A 21,349-nucleotide genomic window follows, 5' to 3' on the forward strand; every position below is an offset into this window, starting at 1 on the left:
CCTCGGAGTCAGAGGGCGGCCGCGTGTGCGGCCGGTTCGCGGATGCGCAGGTGCGCGTAGGCGCTGCGTTCGTCGTCGGCGAGCGGCACGACGTAGGGTTCGACCGGTCGTTTCTCGCTGCGCATCGTGCCGTCGGCACCCTTGCGCAGCCACGTGTGGCAGAACCACTCGGCATCGTTGCGATGCGGAAAGTCGACGCGATGGTGGTACAGCCCCCAGCGGCTCTCGGTGCGGAACAGCGACGCGCGCGCGGCCATTTCGGCGCAGTCGCGGATCGCGCGCACTTCGGCCGCGCGCATCAGTTCATGCGGGTGGCTCGCCTTGATTTCTTCGATATCCTCAGTAATGCCGTCAAAACGTTGCAGCCCGATCTCCATCTTGCGCGTCACCTTCGGCGGTTGCAGGTAATCGTTCACCATGCGGCGCAGCTTGTATTCGACCTGCGCCGGCGCGAGGCCGCGCTCGCGCGTGAGCGGCGCAAGCACGCGGGCGCGTTCGGCGGCGACCTGTTCGTCGTCCACCGGCGCGTGAGCGCGGCCGGCCACGTAGTCGGCCGCGTTCTGTCCGGCGAACCAGCCGTAGGTGAATGCGCCGAGCATGTAGTTGTGCGGGACCGCCGCCATGTCGCCGGCCGCGTAGAGCCCCGGCACGGTCGTTTCCGCGCGGGCGTTCACGTAGACGCCGGATGCGCTGTGGCCGCTGCAGAAGCCGATCTCGGAGATGTGCATCTCGACCATCTGGCGCCGGTAGTCGGTGCCGCGCCCCGCGTGAAAGCGGCCGCGGCTCGGCCGCTCGTTGGTGTGCAGGATCTGCTCGATGGTCTGGATCGTTTCTTCCGCGAGATGGTCGAGCTTCAGGAACACCGGGCCGTTGCCGCTTTGCAGTTCCTGGTAGAACTCCCACATCATCTGGCCGCTCCAGTAGTCGCACTCGATGAAGCGCTCGCCCTTGCCGTTCGCGGTGAAGCCGCCGAGCGGGCCCGTCACGTATGCGCAGGCCGGGCCGTTGTAGTCCTTGATCAGCGGATTGATCTGGAAGCACTCGAGGTTCGCGAGCGCCGCGCCCGCGTGGTACGCCATCGCGTAGCCGTCGCCCGCATTGGTCGGGTTCTCGTAGGTGCCCATCAGGTAGCCGGACGCCGGCAGGCCGAGCCGGCCGGCCGCGCCGCAGCACAGGATCACGGCCTTCGCGCGGATCACGTGGAACTCGGCCGTGCGGCAGTCGAAGCCGAGCACGCCGCTCGCGCGGCCCTGCGCGTCGGTCAGCACGCGCGTCGCGACGGTCCGGTTCGTGATCGCGATGCGCGCGCGCTTCAGCTGCCGGTACAGCACCTTCTTGATGTCGTGGCCTTCCGGCATCGGCAGCACGTACGAACCCATGTGGTGGACCTTCTTCACCGCGTAGTCACCGGTGCCGTCCTTCTCGAACTTCACGCCCCAGCGGTCGAGCTGCTCGATCGTCGCAAAGCTGTGCGTCGCATACGCGTACACGGCTTCCTGATCGACGATCCCGTCGTTGGCGATCGTGATCTCGCGCGTGTACTGCTCGGGTGTCGCGTGGCCCGGGATCACCGCGTTGTTCAGCCCGTCCATCCCCATCGAGATCGCGCCGCTGCGCTTCACGTTGGCCTTCTCCAGCAGCAGCACGCGCAGCGACGGGTCGCGCTCCTTCGCCTTGATCGCCGCCATCGGGCCGGCCGTGCCGCCGCCGACCACGACGATGTCGTATTCGAGTACATGGGTATTCATTGAGGATTCCTTGCAGGTTGGCGGGTCTTCTGCCGGTCGATGCGCAGCCGGTACTGGAAGGCGTCGCCGCGGAAGTACAGGTGTTCGTAGTCGATCGGCGTGCCCGACGCGTCGTGCGTCAGGCGCTCGATCCGCAGCACGGGGCTGCTTTCCTCGACGCGCAGCGCGTCGACGATTTCATCGTCGGCGAGGATCGCGTCGATCGACACGTCGGCGTGGCCGAGCGGCACGCCGCAGTCGTTCTCGAGGATCAGGAAGATGTCGCGGGTCGCGAGATCGGCGCCGGCGAGCCGCTTGCCGAGCGCCTCGGGCACCCACGTCTGCTCGAGCGACACCGGCTCGCGGTTCAGCAGCCGCACGCGGTGGATCTCGATGAGCGGCGCGCCTTCCGGCACGTTCAGCTTCGTCGCGAGGTGCCGATCGGCCTTCACGGTGCGAAAGCTGCGCAGCTGGTTGACGATCTCGTAGCCCATCGACGACATCGCCTCGGCGAAGCCCTGAAGCGACGTCACGTTCTGGAACGCCTTCGGCTTCGACACGAACGTGCCCTTGCCGTGCAGCTTGAACAGCAGGCCTTCCTTCTGCAGGTCGCCGAGTGCCTGGCGCACCGTGATGCGACTCACGTCGAACATCGCGCAGAGTTCGTGCTCGGACGGCATCCGGCTGTGTGGTGCATAGGTGCCGTCGAGGATGCGCGTGCGCAGCGTGTCCTTGATCTGCACGTAGAGCGGCGCCGCCGACAGCGGCACGACGTTGGGTGGGGTCATCGGTCAACTTGTTATGACAAGATGGCTCGAGTGTAGTGAGCGCGCTCGCGCGCCCCAACCAACTATTTCTGATTTCGACTTTCCGATTCCGGAAAAGCGGGGCGGCGGCGACCCGCGCGAAAATAAAAAAACAGGGCGCGACACGGCCCGCGCAAACGGCGCCGAATCCGCGCGGAGCCTGCTGCGGCGCAGCACAGCGGCAAGTCGCGGCGATCGGCACGCATGCGCGCCGATTCGGCCCCTAAAAAACACAATATCGAGCATGCGTTCGAAGGGCCTGTCATACGCACGTCACCCTGCTAGAATTCGGCTGCCGCATTTGTTCCGATTGACTGATGAGATTGCTTGACGCACTGGTCGAACAACGCATTGCCGCCGCCGCCGCGCGGGGCGAGTTCGACGATTTGCCGGGTACCGGCGCGCCGCAGGCGCTGGATGACGACCTGCTCGTACCCGAGGAGGTGCGGGTGGCCAACCGTATCCTGAAGAATGCGGGCTTCGTGCCGCCGGCCGTCGAGCAACTGCGCGCGCTGCGCAACCTGCAGGACGAACTGCAGGCGGTCAGCGACCGCGCCGCGCGCTGCCGGCTGCAGGCGAAGATCCTCGCCCTCGACATGGCGCTCGAATCGCTGCGCGGCGGCCCGATGGTGATGCCGCGCGACTATTGCCGGCGCATCGCGGAACGTCTGTGCGAGCGCGGGCTCGACGACGCGCCCGCCGAAGCGGGGCCGATGTGAGCGCCAACGCGCTGCCCGACGCGGCAGCCGGACCGGCTGTCGTTCCCGATGCTCCCGTTCCCGAAGCCGCGCCGGTGTCGGCGCGCGACCTGCATTTCATGCGGCTCGCGCAGGCTGCCGCCGAAGAGGCGCGCGCGGCCGGCGAAGTGCCGGTCGGCGCGGTGCTCGTGCGCGGCGACGAAGTGATCGCACGCGGCTTCAACCATCCGATCGGCGGGCACGACCCGTCGGCCCACGCGGAAATGGCCGCGCTGCGCATGGCCGCGCAGCATCTGCAGAATTACCGAATGCCCGGCTGCGAGCTGTACGTGACGCTCGAGCCGTGCCTGATGTGCGCGGGCGCGATCATGCACGCGCGCATCGCGCGGGTCGTCTACGGCGCCGCCGACCCGAAGACGGGCGCGTGCGGCAGCGTGATCGACGCGTTCGCGAATCCGCAGCTCAATCACCATACCGACGTGACCGGCGGCGTGCTCGCCGACGAGTGCGGCGCCGCGCTGAAATCGTTCTTCGCGGAGCGCCGTCGCGCGCTGCGGGAAGCACGGCTCGCCCGCGACGCCGCATCCGGCGCGTCATAGCGCGCCCGCCGTGCCAGTGCCCGTCGCCCGGAGCGGGCGGGCCGCGCAGTTCCGTGAACCGGAGACGGTTCGGACCCTCTAAGCAGGTTTGACGATCCCGATATCTTTCGCCATGTCCTTCCAGCCCGCCGCGTCCTACACCATCCGCCTGCTGGCGCCGTCCGGTTATCCGCACGACCCCGATGCGATCAACCGCGCGCTCGAGCGCTTGAGCGGCGCGCAGCAGCGCATCGAGAACATCGAGGCGACGCAGCGTCGCTTTCAGCGCTTCGGCGGCACCGACGGCGAGCGGGCCGGCGACCTGAACCGTCTCGCGGATCCGGAGCGCGCGCTGCCGGATATCGCGCTCGCGGTGCGCGGCGGCTACGGCGCCGCGCGCATCCTGCACGGGCTCGACTATCGCGGGCTCGAGCGTCGGCTGCGCGACCAGCCGATCGCGCTCGTGGGCCACAGCGACTTCACCGCGATCCAGCTCGCGCTGTACGCGAAGGCGCGCATCAAGACCTTCGGCGGCCCGATGCTGTCGGCCGACTTCGGCGCGGAAACGCCGAGCGATTTCACGATGCAGCACTTCTGGCGGACGCTGTCGCAGCCGACCACGACGATCGTCACCGAGGCGCCGCAAGTGCAGACCGTGAACGTGACGGGGACGCTGTGGGGCGGCAACCTCGCGATCCTCACGTCGCTCGTCGGCACGCCGTACATGCCCGACATCGAGGGCGGCATCCTGTTCATCGAGGACGTGAACGAGCAGCCGTTCCGGATCGAACGGATGATCTACCAGCTGCACCTGTCGGGGCTGCTCGCGCGCCAGCAGGCGCTCGTGCTCGGCCAGTTCACGGGCGCGCGGCCGTTCGAGTACGACAACGGCTACGACATGCAGGCGATGATCGACCAGATGCGCGCGGTGATCGGCATTCCGGTCGTCACTGGGCTGCAGTTCGGTCACGTGCCCGACCTGCTGACGCTGCCGTTCGGCGCGCAGGCGCAGCTCGTCGCGAATGCGCACGGTTTCCGGCTCACGCTGTCGGACTATCCGCATCTCGGCTGAGGCCGGCAGGGGCCATCGAAAGGCGGGGTTTCCCGCCTTTTTCTTTAAAGTAAATGTGCAACTAACGGTCGGAAATTTTCATCGTCGCCGATCGGGTTGGTGTCGTGGCACGCACCATTTTTGTCAACAAAATGGCGGAGAGGGTATACACCGTGAGCCGCCATGGGCAAACGCGAGAGGCTTGTCGTGCCTGGATATCGGGCACAGCGCACCGCTCTGGCACAGGCCGATGCACACCGGTTGTGCGCATTCTCCGAAAAGAATTGTTGACAATCTTTATGTCCGTCCTAGGATGAGGACCATCACACGATGCAGAACATGAACGACTCCGCTACCCATCCGTCCGGCGCCGCCGGTCCCGAAGCGATCGCCGAGCGGATCCGCACCGCGATCCTCGAGCATCGGCTCGCGCCCGGCGCGAAGCTGACGGAGGCGCAGCTCTGCGACGTGTTCGGCGTGAAGCGCGGGACGATCCGCCAGGCACTTTCGCAGCTCGCCGCCGACAAGCTGGTCGATCTCGAGCCGAACCGCGGTGCGTTCGTCGCGAGCCCGACGCTGCAGGATGTGCACGAGGTGTTCGAGATGCGCCGGATCATCGAGCTGGCCGTCGTCGAGCGGCTCGCGACGGGGCCGGGCGCGAAGCGGTTGAAGGGCGTCGCCGCGCTGATCGACAAGGAACGCAAGGCGTTCGAGCGGCACGACTTCGCGGCGTGGATCCGCCTGTCGGGCGAATTCCATACGGCGCTCGCGGCGCTGACGGGCAACGCGACGCTCTGCGAGTGCCTCGACGGGCTCGTCGCACGCTCGACGCTGATGTCGGCGCTGTACGAATCGCACGGGCGCAGCCCGTGCTCGTGCGACGACCATGACGAGATCCTGACCGCGCTGGAAGCGGGCGATTCGAAGCGGGCGGTGACGCTGATGGCGCACCACCTGCAGCATGTCGAACTGAAGATGCTGGACCGGCCCGCGCAAGGGCAGGTCGATTTGCGCGAAGTGTTCGGCGGCGCCTGAGCGGCGACGCGAACCCGGCCGCGCGCCACACGACGAGAGCAATGCAGGCCGGCGGTTCGCGCCGCCGGCCGCCAGTCCGACTCCGGACGACGATCCGGAGCGATATCGATGACGGTGGAGCGGCTGCCAGGCCGCGTCAAGGAGAAGTCATGGCTCAGTTCAGTGTGGCGCACGACAGTGCGTATCCGGCGGAAGAAGGCGGCGAGGGCGGCGGCCCCGTGTTGCCGGACGGTTACAGCGAACGTTTGTACAACGAAGATTTGGCACCACTAAAGAATCAGACGTGGGGCTCATATAACATCTTCGCGTTCTGGATGTCGGACGTGCACAGCGTCGGCGGCTACGTGTTCGCGGGCAGCCTGTTCGCGCTCGGGCTGACGAGCTGGCAGGTGCTGATCGCGCTGATCGTCGGCATCACGATCGTGAATCGGCTGTGCAACCTCATCGCGCGGCCGAGCCAGCAGATCGGCGTGCCGTATCCGGTCGCGTGCCGCGCGACCTTCGGGGTGCTCGGCGCGAACGTACCGGCCGTGATCCGCGGGCTGATCGCGATCGCGTGGTACGGCATCCAGACCTATCTCGCGTCCAGCGCACTCGTGATCGTCGTGCTGAAGTTCTTTCCGCAATGGCTGCCGTACGCGGACGTCCACCGCTACGGCTTCCTCGGGCTGTCGGCGGTCGGCTGGGCCGGCTTCATGCTGCTGTGGGTGCTGCAGGCGCTCGTGTTCTGGAACGGGATGGAGACGATCAAGAAGTTCATCGACTTCGCGGGCCCGGCCGTCTACGTCGTGATGTTCATCCTGGCCGGCTACATGGTGTGGCGCGCGGGCTGGCGCAACATCGGCCTCAACCTCGGCGGCGTCAAGTATCACGGCGCGGAAGTGATTCCGGTGATGATCACGGCCGTGTCGCTCGTCGTGTCGTACTTCTCCGGGCCGATGCTCAATTTCGGCGACTTCTCGCGCTATTGCCGCTCGTTCGGCGACGTGAAGCGCGGCAACTTCTGGGGGCTGCCGGTCAACTTCCTCGCGTTCTCGCTCGTCACGGTGATCACCACCGCCGCGACGCTGCCGGTGTTCGGCGAACTGATCACCGACCCCGTCGAGACGGTCGGCCGCATCGACCATCCGACCGCGGTGATCCTCGGCGCGCTGACCTTCACGATCGCGACGATCGGCATCAACATCGTCGCGAACTTCGTGTCGCCCGCGTTCGACTTCTCGAACGTCGCGCCGCGGCTGATCAGCTGGCGCGCGGGCGGGATGCTCGCGGCCGTCGCGTCGATCTTCATCACGCCGTGGAACCTGTTCAACAACCCGGCCGTGATCCACTACACGCTCGACGTGCTCGGCGCGTTCATCGGCCCGTTGTACGGCGTGCTGATCGCCGACTTCTACCTCGTCAAGCGCGGCCGGCTCGTGCGCGACGACTTGTACACGATGTCGGAGCGCGGCACCTACTGGTACACCGGCGGCGTGAACCGCCGCGCGCTCGCCGCGCTGCTGCCGGCCGCGGTGATCGCCGTCGTCTGCGTGATGGTGCCGGGCTGGCAGGCCGCCGCGAACTTCTCGTGGTTCATCGGCGCGGGGCTCGGCTTCGTGTTCTACCGGCTGCTCGCGAGCACGAAGGCCTGAGGAGCGCGCGATGAAGATCAAGCTGATCAATCCGAACACGACGCAGCGGATGACCGACGCGATGGGCCGCTGCGCGCGCGAAGTCGCGGCGGCAGGCACCGAGATCGTCGCGGTGAGCCCGCCGATGGGGCCGCCGTCGATCGAAGGCTATTACGACGAAGCGCTCGCGACGCCCGGGCTGCTCGCCGAGATCGCGCAGGGCGAGCGTGACGGCTGCGATGCGTACGTGATCGCGTGTTTCGGCGATCCGGGGCTGTATGCGGCGCGCGAACTCGCGCGCGGGCCGGTGATCGGGATCGCCGAGGCGGCGATGCACGCGGCGAGCGTGCTCGCGCCGGGCTTCTCGGTCGTCACGACGCTCGCGCGCACTTGCGGGATGGCATGGCATCTCGCCGAGCGCTACGGGATGAAGCGGTTCTGCCGCAACGTGCGGGCGACCGACGTCGCGGTGCTCGAGCTCGACCGGCCCGGTTCGGCCGCGCGGCGGATCATCGTCGACGAATGCCGGCGCGCGCTCGACGAGGACGGTGCCGACGCGATCGTCCTCGGCTGTGCCGGGATGGCCGAATTCGCGCACGAGATCGAGCAGCAGATCGGCGCGCCGGTCGTGGAAGGTGTCACAGCAGCCGTCAAGTGGGCCGAGGCGCTCGTCGCGCTGCGCCTCGCGACCGCGAAGCGCGGCGACTATGCGCGGCCGCTGCCGAAGCGCTACGACGGCGAATTCGCGCATTTCAGCCCGCCGGAGGGCGCCTCGTCGGCCACGCCGGCCGCCGCCGGGGCGCGCAGCGGAAGCGCCGCACCGGAACCGGTCCCGACTTTGCCGCAACCGCACATACACGCCGTCTGACCTGCACTATCTGCGCCGCTGTATGGGCGCGTATGAACCTTTTCGCTACACTGGGCCGTCATCGCATCGGCCCGTGCGGCCGGCCTCCGGCACCCGCGCGGGTCGATGCGAACCCATTATTTCAGCACGCTTTCGCGGCACTTCGAACCCATGTCACTCGATCCCAACTATCCTCGCGACCTGATCGGCTACGGCCGCCATCCCGTGCAGGCGAACTGGCCCGGGCGCGCCCGCGTCGCCGTGCAATTCGTCCTGAACTACGAGGAGGGCGGCGAGAATTGCGTGCTGCACGGCGATCCGGGCTCCGAGCAGTTCCTGTCCGAAATCGTCGGCGCGGCCGCCTATCCGGACCGCCACATGAGCATGGAGTCGATCTACGAGTACGGTTCGCGTGCGGGCGTGTGGCGCATTCTGCGCGAATTCGAGAAGCGCGGGCTGCCGCTGACGGTGTTCGGCGTCGGCATGGCGATCGAGCGTCATCCGGAACTCGCGCGTGCCTTCGTCGAGCTCGGCCATGAGATCGCGTGCCACGGCTGGCGCTGGATCCACTACCAGAGCATGACGCCCGAGCTCGAGGCCGAGCACATGCGCCTCGGGATGGAAGCGATCGAGCGCGTGACGGGCGAGCGTCCGCTCGGCTGGTACACCGGCCGCGACAGCCCGAACACGCACCGCCTCGTCGCGGAATACGGTGGCTTCCTGTACGACTCCGACAACTACGGCGACGACCTGCCGTTCTGGATGGATGTCGAGGTGTCGGGCGGCAGCACGTCGCCGCAGCTGATCGTTCCGTACACGCTCGATACGAACGACATGCGCTTCGCGACGCCGCAGGGCTTCAACACCGGCGACCACTTCTTCGAGTACCTGCGTGACGCGTTCGACGTGCTGTACGCGGAGGGCGACGACGCGCCGAAGATGCTGTCGATCGGCATGCACTGCCGGCTGCTCGGCCGGCCGGGGCGTTTCCGCGGGCTGCAGCGTTTCCTCGATCACATCGAGAAGCACGATCGCGTATGGGTGACGCGGCGTGTCGATATCGCGCGTCATTGGCGCGAACATCATCCGTACCAGCCCAGTCATCGAAACGAAGGGAAAGCATGAAGGCGATGCGTTACACGTTGGAGCAACTGAACACGATGGCGCCGAGCGCATTCGTCGCGGCGCTGTCGGGGATCTTCGAACATTCGCCGTGGGTGGCCGAGGTCGCGGCGGGCAAGCGGCCGTTCGCGAGCATCGACGCGCTGCACGAGACGATGTCGAACGCGGTGGAGACGGGCGGCGAAGTCCGCCAGCTCGCACTGATCAATGCCCACCCGGAGCTGGCCGGCAAGGCCGCCGTGCGCGGTGAGCTGACGGCCGAGTCGACGCGCGAGCAGAGCGGCGCGGGTCTCGACCAGTGCACGCAGGAAGAGTTCGACAAGCTGCTGACGCTGAACCGCACGTATCGCGAGAAGTTCGGTTTCCCGTTCATCCTCGCGGTGCGCGGCTATGACCGGCACGGCATCATCGCGAACTTCGAGTCGCGCGTGAATCATTCGCGCACCGAGGAACTGCGCGCGAGCCTCGACCAGATCTACCGGATCGCGCGTTTCCGCCTCGACGACCTGATCGACGCCTGACACCTCACGACGGCCTGCTGCGTCGCAGCGGCCTGATCGCATCACTGAAACAAGGAAACATCATGGCTGTTCCGCTTCTCGATCCCGACGCACCCGACTTCACGCGGCGCTACGTGAACCTCGCCGACCCGCGTCTCGGTGCGCAGGCGCTCGAGGCCAGCGACGACTTCTTCGCGCCGAAGGAGCGGATGCTGAACCCCGAGCCGGCCGTTTTCATTCCCGGCAAGTACGACGACCACGGCAAGTGGATGGACGGCTGGGAGACGCGCCGCAAGCGCACGACGGGCTACGACTGGTGCATCGTCAAGCTCGCGCGTCCGGGCGTGATCAAGGGCTTCGACATCGACACGAGCCACTTCACCGGCAACTTCCCGCCGGCCGCGTCGATCGAGGCCGCGTACGTGGCCGACGGCGCGCCGACGCACGCGACCGAATGGGTCGAGATCGTGCCGTCGACGACGCTGCAAGGCAACAGCCACCACTACGTCGCGGCGAGCGACGCGCGCGCGTTCACGCACCTGCGCGTGAACATCTATCCGGACGGCGGCATCGCGCGCCTGCGCGTGTACGGCCAGCCGCAGCTCGACTGGGCCGGCGCCAGCGCGACCGAGCAGTTCGACCTCGCGGCGATGGAGAACGGCGGCTACGTGGTGGCGGCGAACAACCAGCACTTCGGCGTCGCGTCGAACCTGCTGCTGCCGGGCCGCGGCGTGAACATGGGCGACGGCTGGGAAACCCGCCGTCGCCGCGAGCCGGGCAACGACTGGGCGATCATCGCGCTCGCGCAGCCGGGCGTGATCCGCAAGATCGAAGTCGACACCGCGTTCTTCAAGGGCAACTATCCGGACCGCTGCTCGATCCAGGCCGCGTACGTGTCGGGCGGCACCGACAGCTCGCTGATCACGCAGTCGATGTTCTGGCCGGTGCTGCTCGGCGAACAGAAGCTGCAGATGGACAAGCAGCACTATTTCGAACACGAGATCGCATCGCTGGGCCCGGTGACCCACGTGCGCCTGAACATCATTCCGGACGGCGGCGTATCGCGCCTGCGTCTGTGGGGGACGCTCGACAAATGAAGACGCTCGCAATCGAACCGCTGACCAAGGAAGCTTTCGCGGCGTTCGGCGACGTGATCGAAACCGAAGGCGCGAAGCAGATTCCGATCAATCTCGGCACGACGATCCGCTTTCACGATCTTGCGAAGGTCGACGTGAGCGACGAAGACGGCCGCACGCTCGTTAACCTGTTCCGCGGCCAGCCGCGCACGCTGCCGTTCGAGGTGAAGATGCTCGAGCGCCATCCGCTCGGCAGCCAGGCGTTCGTGCCGCTGAACGACCAGCCGTATCTCGTCGTCGTCGCGCCGGCCGGCGATCTCGATCCGTCGAAGATCCGCGCGTTCGTGACGAGCGGCTGGCAGGGCGTCAATTATGCGAAGGGCGTGTGGCATCACCCGCTGATCGCGCTGGGCGGCGTCAGCGACTTCATCGTCGTCGATCGCGGCGGTGACGGGCTGAACCTGAACGAGCAGGACCTGCCGGAATCGCTGTGGCTCACCGAGGACGCGCTGGACGCTGTGACGGCCTGAGCGGCAGTTCGGCCCCGCCTGTCGAAGCAACCCGCGCGACCTGCGCGGGTTTTTTTATGCGCGCCGCGCGCGTCATGGCGCGACGAGCCGTGCGTGCTCGTACGCACGATGCGGCAGCGCGACGAACGGCGTCGCATCGGGGCGTGTCGCCGAGCCGAGCCGTGCCGTGCATCGTCGCGTCGCGCGGACCGGCTCGCGGACGACGTTGCGCTGACGCGGATGTGACGTTGCGGGGGCGTCGAGGCGGCCGGTCGCGTGCTATCGTGCCCGCATCGCCACCGCCCGACGTCCGGTTCCGGACGCGTTCCCCCGATGAGCCAACCTGAAAACGACCTCACGATACTGCTGCGCACGCTGCAGCCCGAACTGCATCGCGGTGCGTTCGCATTCGTCGCACTGCCGGCCGCTACGGAAATATCGTTATCCGAAACGATCGCGATCTTTCGCGAAGCGGAAGGCGTGACGGTCGTGGTCGACGAGGCGACGGCCGCGCGTCGCGGCTGGCCCGTGCTGTTCCGCGCCGCATGGATCACGCTGACCGTGCATTCGGATCTTGCCGCGGTCGGCCTGACGGCCGCGTTCGCGCGGGCATTGGGTGAGGCCGGCATCAGCTGCAACGTGATGGCCGCCGCGTATCACGATCACATCTTCGTGCCGTTCGACGACGGCCCGCGCGCGCTCGATGCGCTCGTCGCGCTGCAGCGCGACGCGATGCGCGGCTAGCGTACGACGCGCATTCCGCGCACGCAAAAAAACGGGCCCGTTGCCGGGCCCGCGAACGGAGAGGATCGCGCCGGCAATTGATAGCCGGCGCACCGTGGCTTACTTGACCGCGCCACCCTCGAACCAGGCGGCGAGCTTCACGCGCTCGTCGTCGGTCATGTGCGTGACGTTGCCGATCGGCATCGCCTTCAGGCGCACGGCCTGTTCGTAGATGCGTTGCGCGTTCTTCGACACTTCGTCCGGCGTGTCGAACATCACGCCGGCGGGCGCGCTGCCCATCAGCGTCGGCTTGGCCGAGTGGCACTCGACGCAGCGCTGCTGCAGGATCGGCATGATGTCGTTGATCACGATCTTCGGTGCGTTCGCCGCTTGTGCTTCCGGTGCGACCGGCTTTGGCATCGTCCACACCAGCGCGCCCGACAGCAGCGCGACGCCGCCGATCGGCAGGTACCACAGCTGCTTGCCGCGGTGACGCATCACGAAGAACTGACGGATCAGCGCGCCGGCCAGCATGATGAGCACGAGCACGACCCAGTTGAACTTGTTCGTGTACGTCATCGCATAGTGGTTCGACAGCATCGCGAACACGACCGGCAGCGTGAAGTACGTGTTGTGCACCGAGCGCTGCTTGCCGCGCTTGCCGTAGATCGGGTTCGGCTCCTCGCCCTTGAGCATCTTGTCGACCATCTTGCGCTGGCCGGGGATGATCACGAAGAACACGTTCGCCGACATGATCGTCGCGAGCATCGCGCCGACGATCAGGTACGCCGCACGGCCCGAGAAGATGTGGCACGCGAGGTACGCGGCGACGACGACGTAGAGGCCGACACAGATGCCCAGCACGCGATCGTTGGTGCCGAGGATGCGGCACAGCGTGTCGTAGACGATCCAGCCGGCCGCGAGGAAGCCGAGCGCGGACGCGACGGCGACCACCGGGCCCATGTCGAGCACGCTCTTGTCGATCAGGTAGGTGTTCGGCGCGAGCAGGTACAGCACGAAGAACAGCGAGAAGCCCGACAGCCAGGTCGTGTACGACGGCCACTTCGACCAGTGCAGGTCATCCGGCATTTCCGGCGGGGCGACCGTGTACTTCTGCATGTTGTAGAAACCGCCGCCGTGGACGTGCCACAGTTCGCCGAACACGCCGCGCTTGCGCTGGTTCGCGTCGGTCGGCGGTTTCAGGCTGTTGTCGAGCGCGACGAAATAGAAGGACTCGCCGATCCACGCAATGGCGACGATGACGTGCAGCCATCGCAGCGCGAGGTTCAGCCAGTCGGTGATGAAGCCTTCCATGAAACTCCTCCAGACTCAGATCGTTGTCTTTGATGCGGGCGCCGATGCGTGTGTCAGCTGCCGCGATAGGTGCTGTACGACCACGGCGACACGAGCAGCGGCACGTGGTAGTGCGATGCGGTGTCGGCGATGCCGAAGCGCAGCACGACGCGGTCGACGAAGCGCGGTTCGGGCACCTTCACGCCGAGCGACGCGAAGTAGTCGCCGGCATGGAACACGAGTTCGTATTCGCCGGCGGCGAGCGCGGCACCTTCGAGCAGGGGTTCGTCGCAGCGGCCGTCGCTATTGGTCAGCACGGTCTTGATCGCGCGGCGCGATTCGCCGTCCAGCGCGTAGAGGTCCACCTTGATGGCGGCGCCGGGACGGCCGTGCGCCGTATCGAGTACGTGGGTAGTGAGCTTTCCCATTCGCAATTGTCCTTGTGTGAATGCGAGGTTCGGCGGCGACTCGATCCATGACTGTGCGGCGGATCGAGGCTCCACGTCACGTGGCTACATACCCGTCGGCGAGATTGAAGCGAGCGCCGTGCAGGCATTGTAAAAAGGTTCCCCGCGCAAATACGGGCGCGATATCAAAGATAATGCGCCGCGCATGAACCGCTGTCGACGGCGGGAAAAAACCCGCCGCGCCGCGCCCGGCGGGCCGCTGCACGGCCCACGCGCGTACCATATCGAAACCGTGAAGCGCAGTATTCGGCGTCGCGCATTGTGCGGCGCGCGCGCATCGGCGATCCTCCCGCCGTGCGCGTCGGCCCGGCGGCCGGGGCGCACCCCGAAGACGGCGAGCACGCCGGGTAACCGGGCCAGGGCGTTCGAACGGACGCAGGCACCGGGGCGTGCCGCGAATCAGCGTTCGAACGGCTTTGCGACCGCCCGAAAGGGCTGACCGACGCGGAGAACGCATGAATCCCGAGCAACACCCCGGCGCGCACGCACGCGCGCCGCACCCATCCTCATCCCGCCCGACGACCCTGCTGGTCAAGCACGCCGACGTGCTCGTGACCATGGACGACACGCGCCGCGAACTGCGCGACGCGGGGCTCTATATCGAAGACAACCGGATCGTCGCGGTCGGCCCGAGCGCCGAGTTGCCCGATACTGCGGACGAAGTGCTCGACCTGCGCGGCCACCTCGTGATCCCGGGGCTCGTGAACACGCACCATCACATGTACCAGAGCCTCACGCGCGCGGTGCCGGCCGCGCAGAACGCGGAGCTGTTCGGCTGGCTCACGAACCTGTACCGGATCTGGGCGCACCTGACGCCCGAGATGATCGAGGTGTCGACGCTGACCGCGATGGCCGAGCTGTTGCAGTCGGGCTGCACGACGTCGAGCGACCATCTGTACATCTATCCGAACGGCAGCCGGCTCGACGACAGCATCGGCGCCGCGCAGCGGATCGGCATGCGCTTTCACGCGAGCCGCGGCGCGATGAGCGTCGGCCAGCGCGACGGCGGGCTGCCGCCCGATTCGGTCGTCGAGCGCGAGCCCGACATCCTGCGCGATGCGCAGCGCCTGATCGAGACCTATCACGACGAAGGCCGCTACGCGATGCTGCGGGTGGTCGTCGCGCCGTGCTCGCCGTTCTCGGTGAGCCGCGGCCTGATGCGCGACGCGGCCGTGCTGGCGCGCGACTACGGCGTGTCGCTCCACACGCACCTGGCCGAGAACGTCAACGACATCGCGTACAGCCGCGAGAAGTTCGGGATGACGCCTGCCGAATACGCGGAAGATCTCGGCTGGGTCGGCCACGACGTGTGGCACGCGCACTGCGTGCAGCTCGACGATGCGGGGATCGGCCTGTTCGCGCGCACCGGCACCGGCGTCGCGCACTGTCCGTGTTCGAACATGCGGCTCGCGTCGGGCATCGCGCCGGTGCGGAAGATGCGTCTGGCGGGCGTGCCGGTCGGCCTCGGTGTCGACGGTTCCGCGTCGAACGACGGCGCGCAGATGGTCGCGGAAGTGCGGCAGGCGCTGCTGCTGCAGCGGGTCGGTTTCGGGCCCGATGCGATGACCGCGCGCGAAGCGCTCGAGATCGCGACGCTGGGCGGCGCGAAGGTGCTGAACCGCGACGACATCGGCGCGCTGAAGCCCGGCATGGCCGCGGACTTCGCCGCGTTCGACCTGCGCCAGCCGCTGTTCGCGGGCGCGCTGCACGATCCGGTCGCGGCGCTCGTGTTCTGCGCGCCATCGCAGACGGCGTACACGGTGGTGAACGGGAAGGTGGTGGTGCGGGAAGGGCGGCTCGCGACGATCGACCTGCCGCCCGTCATCGAGCGCCACAACGCGCTGGCGCAGGCACTCGTGGAGGCGTCGCGCTGACCTCGTCGACGTGAGGTGAAGGCCGCGCGCCCGCACGCCGCGGATCGGGCGCGCGGCCGTGGCTACGGCTGAGGCTGAAGCTGGGGCTGAGGCTGAGGCTGAGGCTGAGGCTGAGGCTGAGGCTGAGGCTGAGGCTGAGAAGCCGCCAAGGGCCGCGCCGCGCGTCACCCCGGCCCACCCCGCAACGGCGTGGCCGGCGCGCGCGTCGCATGCGCTTACGCCTCGATCAGCGTGCGGGTCGCTTCGGCGACGAGGCTGCGCAGCCAGCGCACTTCGTCGGAGTAGTGGCAGCGTTCGTGCCACAGCTGGTAATACTGCATCGGCGGGAAGTCGAGCGGTGCCGGCACGACCGACAGCGGCAGGAACTTCGCGTAGTGATCGGCGAACAGGCGCGTCGTCGTGAAGATCAGGTCGGACTTCACCAGCACGTACGGTGCGAGGTTGAAGTACGGCAGCGTGACGACCACGTGACGCTTGAGCCGTTCGCGTGCGAGATGCACGTCGATCGCGCCGCGCTGGCCGACCGAGTACGGCGTCGGCGCGAGATGCGGCGCGTTCAGGTACTGGTCGAGCGTGAGCCCGCCGCGCTTCGCGAACGGGTGCGTGTTGCTCATCAGGCAGACGATTTCGTCGACGAACAGGTTCGACAGGTGCAGCTGCTCGGGCGGCTCGGGCCAGTTGCCGACGACGATGTCGAGCTTGCCGTCTTCCAGCGCGAGCTCGTAATCGAACGCGGGGCCGAGCGAATGGAACTCGAGCGTCGCGTTCGGCGCCGCCTGGCGGAAGCGTTCGACGACGGTCGGCACGAACAGCACGTTCAGGTAGTCGGGGCAGCCGATCCGGTAGCAGCGGATCGACGTGGCCGGGTCGAAATTGTGCTGCTGGAACTTGATGCGCTCGATTTCACGCAGTGCGTTCTGCACCGGCTCGAGCAGGCGCAGCCCGTATTCGGTCGGGACCATGCCGGACTTGCCGCGCACCAGCAGCGGGTCGCCGGTGATGTCGCGCAGGCGCCGCAGCGCGGCGCTGATCGCCGGTTGCGACTGGTTCAGTTTGACGGCCGCGCGCGTGACGCTGCGCTCCATCAACAAGGTGTGCAAGACGCGCAAGAGGTACGTGTCGATCGCCTCGCGTTGCTGACTCATGATTTCTCCGGTTTATATGGCTGGGCTGATCGATGGGGGAGGTGGGTATATGGTTTTTAATATGAACTAAAGTCAGCGTCAAGAGATGGATACCCGCAGACACCCGTCGCCGGGCCTCGCCAAGCGGACTGAAGAGGGCCGAACGGGGAGCGGGTGAAGGGGGCGGAATGCGGGCGTGCGCGGTACCGCGCGGATGCGCATTGCACGCATCCGGTGGTCAGGGCACCGCGCGTGACACGCGTGCGTCAGTCGTCGATGCGCATGCCGACTTTCAGCGTGACCTGCCAGTGGATGACTTGGTCGCCTTCGATGTGGCCGCGCGTTTCGGTCACCTGGAACCAGTGCAGGTTGTGCAGCGTCTTGCCGGCTTTCGAGATCGCGTTGCGGATGGCGTCGTCGCACGATTGCCGCGACGAACCGGTCAGTTCGATCAGCTTGTAGACGTGGTCGCTCATGATGCGCTCCCTGGGATGTCGGTGTGTGTGCGGCCGGCGCAAGCGGCGGGCCCGAAGCGGCGCCGCGCGTGTCCGGCTTCTTGAGTGATAGGTATGATGGGCGGCAAGTGCAACCTCAATTGGAGACGAGGAAGATCGTGGAAGTCGGATTTTGCGGACCGGGATTGATGGGCGCGCCGATGATTCGGCATTTGCTGGCGGCGGGCCACCGGGTCAGCGTATGGAACCGCACGCGCGGCAAGGCCGAGGCGCTTGAAAAGGACGGTGCGCAGGTGGTCGACACGCCGCGCGAACTGGCCGAGCGCGTCGACACGGTGTTCGTGTGCGTGCTCGACGGCCGTGCGGTCGGCGACGTCGCGTTCGGCGAGCACGGGCTGTTTGCCGGCGATGCGCATGCACGCCGGCTGAAGCGCATCGTCGATCACTCGAGCATTCCGCCTGCCGCGACGCGCGACTACGCGGCGCGTGCCGCCGCGCTCGGCGTCGGCTGGATCGATGCGCCGGTGTCGGGCGGCGTGCCCGGCGCGCAGGCCGGCACGCTTGCGGTGATGGCGGGCGGCGGCGCCGCCGACCTCGCTGCGGTGCGACCGCTGATCGATACCTACGCGTCGCGCGTCACGCACATGGGCGACGCTGGCGCGGGCCAGACCGCGAAGCTGTGCAACCAGGCGATCGTCACCGCGACGGTGACCGCGATCGCGGAAGCCGTCGGCCTGGCCCAGGCGAGCGGCATCGACGCCGCGCGTCTGGCCGACGCGCTGGCGGGCGGCTGGGCCGATTCGGTGCTGCTGCAGACCTTCGTGCCGCGCATGACGTCAGGCGGTCACGCGCCGATCGGCGCGCTCAGCACGTTCCAGAAGGATGTCGATGCGATCGCCGACGCCGCGCGCGACACGGGCGCGGTGATGCCCGTATCGGCCACGGTGCAGCAGGTGCTGCGCCTGGGCGCCGCGCAGGGGCTTGCCGGCGCCGATTTCGCCGCGTTCATCGACATCGTCCGGCCCGGCAACGGGCGCGGGACGGCGCAGTGAGCGCGCCGCGACGCTGAAGCGGGAGGCCTGAATGGCCGATGGGCCGCCCGGAGGCGGCCCATCGTGTCGGTGTCGGTTCAGCCGAGGGAGCGCGGTGTCGTGTCGCCGGCGTTCTGGCGTCCGAGCCCGCCACGCAGGCTCGCTTTCGTGCCTGCACCAAATTCGGGCAGGATACGCGCGCGGGCGCGGCTCGCGAACACGAGGAAGCCGAAGCCGTTCGCCTCGTACCAGTACCCGCCGTTCTCGAGGCCGTCGAGCGGCTGTTCGAGTGCGTTGGCGATCGATTCGAGGCAGCGCTTGCGCAGTTCGGCGATGGCCGGATAGGGCGGCTGTGCGCCGCGCACGCTGCACAGAAGCACGTCGAGGCCGGGTAGCACGTGCGCATAGAGGACGGGTTCGTCCTGCGCACGGGCGCGGGCAATCTTGGTGTCGAGCTGCGCGAACGGTTTCGAATGGCGCAATACCGCGAGGAAGGACTCCTGGCCATCCTGTTGCGCACGTCGACGTTTTTTCGGGAAGGACATAAACACTCGCCTGAAAAACAATTGCAAGAAATGCGGCACTTTCATGCGACCCACTCCCGGCTATGTACGCCGCATGTCGATCCTTTATAGCACACGAAAATGCTGCACTCCGCACTCGTGCGGTACGACGATCAATGTCTCCCGTCGACCCGCATGCCACGATGATCGACACAGCCAGCGTCTTGGCGCCCGTACTGTCGTTTAGTCTCCATCATAGACCTGCTTTTCCCGCGCGTGCATTCGCGCGTCACAAAAAAGTGAGATAGGCGCTCGCACGACGGTGCACGATGCGTGCCCATGAAAAAGGCCCGCACATGGCGGGCCCGGCAGTCGCAGCGTGGCGCGGTGCTCAGCGTTGCTTGAGCGAATCGCGGATCTCGCGCAGCAGCACGATGTCTTCCGGCGTCGCGGCCGGCGCCGCTTCTTCCGGCTTGCGCAGCTTGTTGATGAATTTCACCATCAGGAAGATGATGAACGCGAGGATCACGAAGTTGATCGCCACGGTGATGAACGAGCCGTAGCCGAATGCGGCGACGCCCGCGGCCTGCAGGTCCTTGAACGAATCGGGATTACCCTTGAACGTCGGGGGGATGGTGCCGAGCAGAACGAACTTGTTCGAGAAATCCAGACCGCCCGTCAGCACGCCGATGACCGGCATGATGAGGTCTTTCACGACCGAGTCGACGATCTTCGAGAACGCGCCGCCGATGATCACGCCGACGGCGAGATCCATCACGTTGCCTTTGACGGCGAACTCCTTGAATTCCTTGATTATGCTCATGAGCGGCTTTCTCCTGGTTGGGCGAGAGGAGGCGTGCCGCGACGCGCAGGGCTGCGAAGCGTCTGATGGGTCGGATCGGGGGCACGCCGATGGCCGCATGATAGCGAACGTGCCCCATTGCCGGTAGCCCATCTTGAAATGATTAACAAATCACCGGGCCGGCGCGAGTGGAAATGAAAGAAAGCGCGGGGGCGGGCGCGGCGCGATGCGTCGACGCCCGCGCGAGCCATGCTCAGGTGTTGTCGTCGGTCCAGCCGTCGTCGTTGCTGCCGAGATCGACGCCGCCGCCGCCATTGCCGTCGCTCCAGTTCGAATCGTCGCCGCGGCCGAGGTCGAAGCCCGGATCGTTGTTCTCCTGGCGCCGGCGCTGGTCGTCGACGATCACGTCGCGTTCGACTACGCGTTCGCGGCCGCCGGACATCGCTTCGCCGAGCAGCACGCCGGTCAGCAGCCCGCCCATTCCGCTGCCGAAACCGCCGCCTTGCTGAACCACGACGGGCGGCTGCTGTTGCGGATACGGTTGCGGCGGATACGGCTGTTGCGGGTACGGTTGCTGCTGATACGGCTGCCCTTGCATGCCGGTCACGCGATCGGCTTCCTGCGCATACACGGAGCCGCTGCCGTTCGCGGGCGCAGCGGGCGGCGCGCTCGGATCGGGGCGGCCTTCGACGCGCGCCTTCACGCTCGCATGCCGCTGTTCGAGTTCGTCGATGCGATACGGCGGCACCGGGTTCTTGCCGTTCGACAGCGCTTCGACGAGCGCGCGTGCATCGGTCTCGATGCCTTCGAGTTCGCTGGTGAGCGCGGCGGCACCGGGCGCCGTCGACAGTTTCGCGTCGAGTTTCAGCGGACGGATGTCGTTCAGCACGTCGGTCGCGCGTTTCAACTGCGCGCGGCGTTCGTCGCCGGCACGGCTGTCGTCGGCCGAGCGTGCGCGCCGCAACGTCCAGCGCAGCACCAGCGCGATGACCGCGACGAGCAGCCCGAGGCCGATCCACATGCCGGTCGACGGACCGTGTTTCGCAACCGGCGCGGCAGGTGCGAGCGACGACTGCAACGAACCGGCCTGCGTGGCCGACGGTGCGTTGCCGCTCGCGCCGCTCACGCGCGCGGCGTCGGCGCGAATGCGCGATTCGGTCTGCGCGAAATGCGACGCGTCGGTGAAGCGCAGTTGCGGATCGAGCGACTTCGCCCGCTGCAGTTGCGCGAGCGCGTCGGACGCGCGGCCTTCGCGGTCCAGCACCTGTGCGTACAGATAGCGCGCATGCGCATTGTTCGGATGGGCGTCGATGACTTGCGACAGCTGCGTGTCGGCGCGCTGCCAGTCACGTTGCGCGATCGACTGCTCGACTTGCTGCAGCGACGGAACCGCAAAGGCGGCGGACGACAGCAGCATCAGCGAGAAGCCGAGTGCGGCGAGAGATTTCTTCATGGTCGAACCGGGCGCGGGCGCCCGTCTCCTGACGATCGGTGCGCGCCGCGCGCCCGGCGGGC

General features: G+C 67.3%; 22 protein-coding genes. 13 read left to right on the top strand and 9 right to left on the bottom strand.

What is annotated here, in order from left to right; genetic code table 11:
• Positions 1 to 8: 8 nt before the first annotated feature.
• The gene (locus DIE17_RS09520; RefSeq protein ID WP_124486206.1) at positions 9 to 1,748 is read right to left on the bottom strand and encodes a fumarate reductase/succinate dehydrogenase flavoprotein subunit; all 1,740 of its coding nucleotides are present in this window, start codon (positions 1,746 to 1,748) and stop codon (positions 9 to 11) included.
• Positions 1,745 to 2,515 (bottom strand): GntR family transcriptional regulator, encoded by a 771-nt coding sequence (locus DIE17_RS09525; protein WP_124486207.1) that lies wholly within the window; start codon positions 2,513 to 2,515, stop codon positions 1,745 to 1,747. Before DIE17_RS09525 ends, DIE17_RS09520 begins: the two co-directional genes overlap by 4 nt.
• Before the next feature lie 335 nt (positions 2,516 to 2,850).
• Between DIE17_RS09525 and DIE17_RS09530 the strand changes: the two genes are divergently transcribed.
• The 11 genes from DIE17_RS09530 to DIE17_RS09580 all read left to right on the top strand — a co-directional run bounded on the left by DIE17_RS09530 (position 2,851) and on the right by DIE17_RS09580 (position 12,306).
• Positions 2,851 to 3,252 (top strand): DnaJ family domain-containing protein, encoded by a 402-nt coding sequence (locus tag DIE17_RS09530; RefSeq protein WP_044843744.1) that lies wholly within the window; start codon positions 2,851 to 2,853, stop codon positions 3,250 to 3,252.
• Entirely contained in the window at positions 3,249 to 3,830 is a 582-nt protein-coding gene (tadA, locus tag DIE17_RS09535) for a tRNA adenosine(34) deaminase TadA (RefSeq protein WP_185500377.1), read from the top strand. The genes DIE17_RS09530 and tadA overlap by 4 nt, the downstream gene beginning before the upstream one ends.
• A gap of 112 nt (positions 3,831 to 3,942) precedes the next feature.
• Entirely contained in the window at positions 3,943 to 4,881 is a 939-nt protein-coding gene (gene ldcA / locus DIE17_RS09540; RefSeq protein WP_124486208.1) for a muramoyltetrapeptide carboxypeptidase, read from the top strand.
• Positions 4,882 to 5,190: 309 nt separating this feature from the next.
• Positions 5,191 to 5,895 (top strand): GntR family transcriptional regulator, encoded by a 705-nt coding sequence (locus DIE17_RS09545; protein ID WP_044843742.1) that lies wholly within the window; start codon positions 5,191 to 5,193, stop codon positions 5,893 to 5,895.
• A 149-nt stretch (positions 5,896 to 6,044) separates the two neighbouring features.
• Positions 6,045 to 7,529: an NCS1 family nucleobase:cation symporter-1 gene (locus DIE17_RS09550; protein WP_124486209.1), complete on the top strand. Its 1,485-nt coding sequence runs from the start codon at positions 6,045 to 6,047 to the stop codon at positions 7,527 to 7,529.
• A 10-nt stretch (positions 7,530 to 7,539) separates the two neighbouring features.
• The gene (locus DIE17_RS09555) at positions 7,540 to 8,376 is read left to right on the top strand and encodes an aspartate/glutamate racemase family protein (protein ID WP_124486210.1); all 837 of its coding nucleotides are present in this window, start codon (positions 7,540 to 7,542) and stop codon (positions 8,374 to 8,376) included.
• 150 nt (positions 8,377 to 8,526) lie between these two features.
• Positions 8,527 to 9,480, top strand: coding sequence for an allantoinase PuuE (gene puuE, locus DIE17_RS09560; RefSeq protein WP_124520036.1), 954 nt, complete (start codon positions 8,527 to 8,529; stop codon positions 9,478 to 9,480).
• Positions 9,477 to 9,998: a 2-oxo-4-hydroxy-4-carboxy-5-ureidoimidazoline decarboxylase gene (uraD, locus tag DIE17_RS09565; RefSeq protein ID WP_044843738.1), complete on the top strand. Its 522-nt coding sequence runs from the start codon at positions 9,477 to 9,479 to the stop codon at positions 9,996 to 9,998. The genes puuE and uraD overlap by 4 nt, the downstream gene beginning before the upstream one ends.
• Before the next feature lie 62 nt (positions 9,999 to 10,060).
• Positions 10,061 to 11,074 (top strand): allantoicase, encoded by a 1,014-nt coding sequence (alc, locus tag DIE17_RS09570; protein WP_044843737.1) that lies wholly within the window; start codon positions 10,061 to 10,063, stop codon positions 11,072 to 11,074.
• On the top strand, positions 11,071 to 11,583 hold the full coding sequence (locus DIE17_RS09575) for an ureidoglycolate lyase (protein WP_124486213.1): 513 nt from the start codon (positions 11,071 to 11,073) through the stop codon (positions 11,581 to 11,583). The genes alc and DIE17_RS09575 overlap by 4 nt, the downstream gene beginning before the upstream one ends.
• A 312-nt stretch (positions 11,584 to 11,895) precedes the next feature.
• On the top strand, positions 11,896 to 12,306 hold the full coding sequence (locus tag DIE17_RS09580) for an ACT domain-containing protein (protein WP_124486214.1): 411 nt from the start codon (positions 11,896 to 11,898) through the stop codon (positions 12,304 to 12,306).
• Positions 12,307 to 12,405: 99 nt separating this feature from the next.
• Here the strand turns inward: DIE17_RS09580 and DIE17_RS09585 are convergent, their stop codons facing one another.
• Both DIE17_RS09585 and uraH read right to left on the bottom strand, forming a co-directional pair.
• On the bottom strand, positions 12,406 to 13,599 hold the full coding sequence (locus tag DIE17_RS09585; protein WP_124520038.1) for a urate hydroxylase PuuD: 1,194 nt from the start codon (positions 13,597 to 13,599) through the stop codon (positions 12,406 to 12,408).
• 53 nt (positions 13,600 to 13,652) lie between these two features.
• Positions 13,653 to 14,006 (bottom strand): hydroxyisourate hydrolase, encoded by a 354-nt coding sequence (uraH, locus tag DIE17_RS09590; protein WP_011657188.1) that lies wholly within the window; start codon positions 14,004 to 14,006, stop codon positions 13,653 to 13,655.
• Between the two features lie 494 nt (positions 14,007 to 14,500).
• Between uraH and DIE17_RS09600 the strand changes: the two genes are divergently transcribed.
• Entirely contained in the window at positions 14,501 to 15,919 is a 1,419-nt protein-coding gene (locus tag DIE17_RS09600; RefSeq protein ID WP_124520042.1) for an 8-oxoguanine deaminase, read from the top strand.
• Positions 15,920 to 16,134: 215 nt separating this feature from the next.
• Here DIE17_RS09600 and DIE17_RS09610 read toward each other — a convergent pair whose 3' ends face one another.
• Positions 16,135 to 17,064 (bottom strand): LysR substrate-binding domain-containing protein, encoded by a 930-nt coding sequence (locus tag DIE17_RS09610; RefSeq protein ID WP_006762467.1) that lies wholly within the window; start codon positions 17,062 to 17,064, stop codon positions 16,135 to 16,137.
• Between the two features lie 245 nt (positions 17,065 to 17,309).
• A complete protein-coding gene (locus DIE17_RS09615; protein WP_006755984.1) occupies positions 17,310 to 17,519 on the bottom strand; it encodes a dodecin in 210 nt (69 codons plus the stop codon).
• Between the two features lie 137 nt (positions 17,520 to 17,656).
• On the opposite strand from DIE17_RS09615, the gene DIE17_RS09620 reads away from it, so the two are divergent.
• Positions 17,657 to 18,550 carry an NAD(P)-dependent oxidoreductase gene (locus tag DIE17_RS09620; protein ID WP_044843795.1) on the top strand — a complete coding sequence of 298 codons (894 nt, stop codon included), beginning with the start codon at positions 17,657 to 17,659 and terminating at the stop codon, positions 18,548 to 18,550.
• A gap of 77 nt (positions 18,551 to 18,627) precedes the next feature.
• Here the strand turns inward: DIE17_RS09620 and DIE17_RS09625 are convergent, their stop codons facing one another.
• The 3 genes from DIE17_RS09625 to DIE17_RS09635 form a co-directional block, all read right to left on the bottom strand.
• On the bottom strand, positions 18,628 to 19,074 hold the full coding sequence (locus tag DIE17_RS09625; protein ID WP_185500383.1) for a hypothetical protein: 447 nt from the start codon (positions 19,072 to 19,074) through the stop codon (positions 18,628 to 18,630).
• A 349-nt stretch (positions 19,075 to 19,423) separates the two neighbouring features.
• Positions 19,424 to 19,855, bottom strand: a complete 432-nt coding sequence (gene mscL / locus DIE17_RS09630) for a large conductance mechanosensitive channel protein MscL (RefSeq protein ID WP_006760677.1) — start codon at positions 19,853 to 19,855, stop codon at positions 19,424 to 19,426.
• 232 nt (positions 19,856 to 20,087) lie between these two features.
• Positions 20,088 to 21,287, bottom strand: coding sequence for a tetratricopeptide repeat protein (locus DIE17_RS09635; protein WP_124520044.1), 1,200 nt, complete (start codon positions 21,285 to 21,287; stop codon positions 20,088 to 20,090).
• Between the last annotated feature and the right edge of the window lie 62 nt (positions 21,288 to 21,349).

Origin of the sequence: Burkholderia sp. Bp9099 (genome assembly GCF_003857805.1) — a bacterium.
Lineage (GTDB): Bacteria > Pseudomonadota > Gammaproteobacteria > Burkholderiales > Burkholderiaceae > Burkholderia.

Bases quoted from the DNA above. Each gene is read 5' to 3' on its own strand.
- uraD (WP_044843738.1), top strand. From the start codon at position 9,477: ATGAAGGCGATGCGTTACACGTTGGAGCAACTGAACACGATGGCGCCG.
- alc (WP_044843737.1), top strand. From the start codon at position 10,061: ATGGCTGTTCCGCTTCTCGATCCCGACGCACCCGACTTCACGCGGCGC.
- DIE17_RS09525 (WP_124486207.1), bottom strand. From the start codon at position 2,515: ATGACCCCACCCAACGTCGTGCCGCTGTCGGCGGCGCCGCTCTACGTG.
- uraH (WP_011657188.1), bottom strand. From the start codon at position 14,006: ATGGGAAAGCTCACTACCCACGTACTCGATACGGCGCACGGCCGTCCC.
- DIE17_RS09530 (WP_044843744.1), top strand. From the start codon at position 2,851: ATGAGATTGCTTGACGCACTGGTCGAACAACGCATTGCCGCCGCCGCC.
- DIE17_RS09550 (WP_124486209.1), top strand. From the start codon at position 6,045: ATGGCTCAGTTCAGTGTGGCGCACGACAGTGCGTATCCGGCGGAAGAA.
- DIE17_RS09625 (WP_185500383.1), bottom strand. From the start codon at position 19,074: ATGTCCTTCCCGAAAAAACGTCGACGTGCGCAACAGGATGGCCAGGAG.
- DIE17_RS09520 (WP_124486206.1), bottom strand. From the start codon at position 1,748: ATGAATACCCATGTACTCGAATACGACATCGTCGTGGTCGGCGGCGGC.
- DIE17_RS09635 (WP_124520044.1), bottom strand. From the start codon at position 21,287: ATGAAGAAATCTCTCGCCGCACTCGGCTTCTCGCTGATGCTGCTGTCG.
- DIE17_RS09555 (WP_124486210.1), top strand. From the start codon at position 7,540: ATGAAGATCAAGCTGATCAATCCGAACACGACGCAGCGGATGACCGAC.
- DIE17_RS09575 (WP_124486213.1), top strand. From the start codon at position 11,071: ATGAAGACGCTCGCAATCGAACCGCTGACCAAGGAAGCTTTCGCGGCG.
- DIE17_RS09545 (WP_044843742.1), top strand. From the start codon at position 5,191: ATGCAGAACATGAACGACTCCGCTACCCATCCGTCCGGCGCCGCCGGT.
- DIE17_RS09580 (WP_124486214.1), top strand. From the start codon at position 11,896: ATGAGCCAACCTGAAAACGACCTCACGATACTGCTGCGCACGCTGCAG.
- DIE17_RS09600 (WP_124520042.1), top strand. From the start codon at position 14,501: ATGAATCCCGAGCAACACCCCGGCGCGCACGCACGCGCGCCGCACCCA.
- puuE (WP_124520036.1), top strand. From the start codon at position 8,527: ATGTCACTCGATCCCAACTATCCTCGCGACCTGATCGGCTACGGCCGC.
- DIE17_RS09610 (WP_006762467.1), bottom strand. From the start codon at position 17,064: ATGAGTCAGCAACGCGAGGCGATCGACACGTACCTCTTGCGCGTCTTG.
- ldcA (WP_124486208.1), top strand. From the start codon at position 3,943: ATGTCCTTCCAGCCCGCCGCGTCCTACACCATCCGCCTGCTGGCGCCG.
- DIE17_RS09585 (WP_124520038.1), bottom strand. From the start codon at position 13,599: ATGGAAGGCTTCATCACCGACTGGCTGAACCTCGCGCTGCGATGGCTG.
- mscL (WP_006760677.1), bottom strand. From the start codon at position 19,855: ATGAGCATAATCAAGGAATTCAAGGAGTTCGCCGTCAAAGGCAACGTG.
- DIE17_RS09615 (WP_006755984.1), bottom strand. From the start codon at position 17,519: ATGAGCGACCACGTCTACAAGCTGATCGAACTGACCGGTTCGTCGCGG.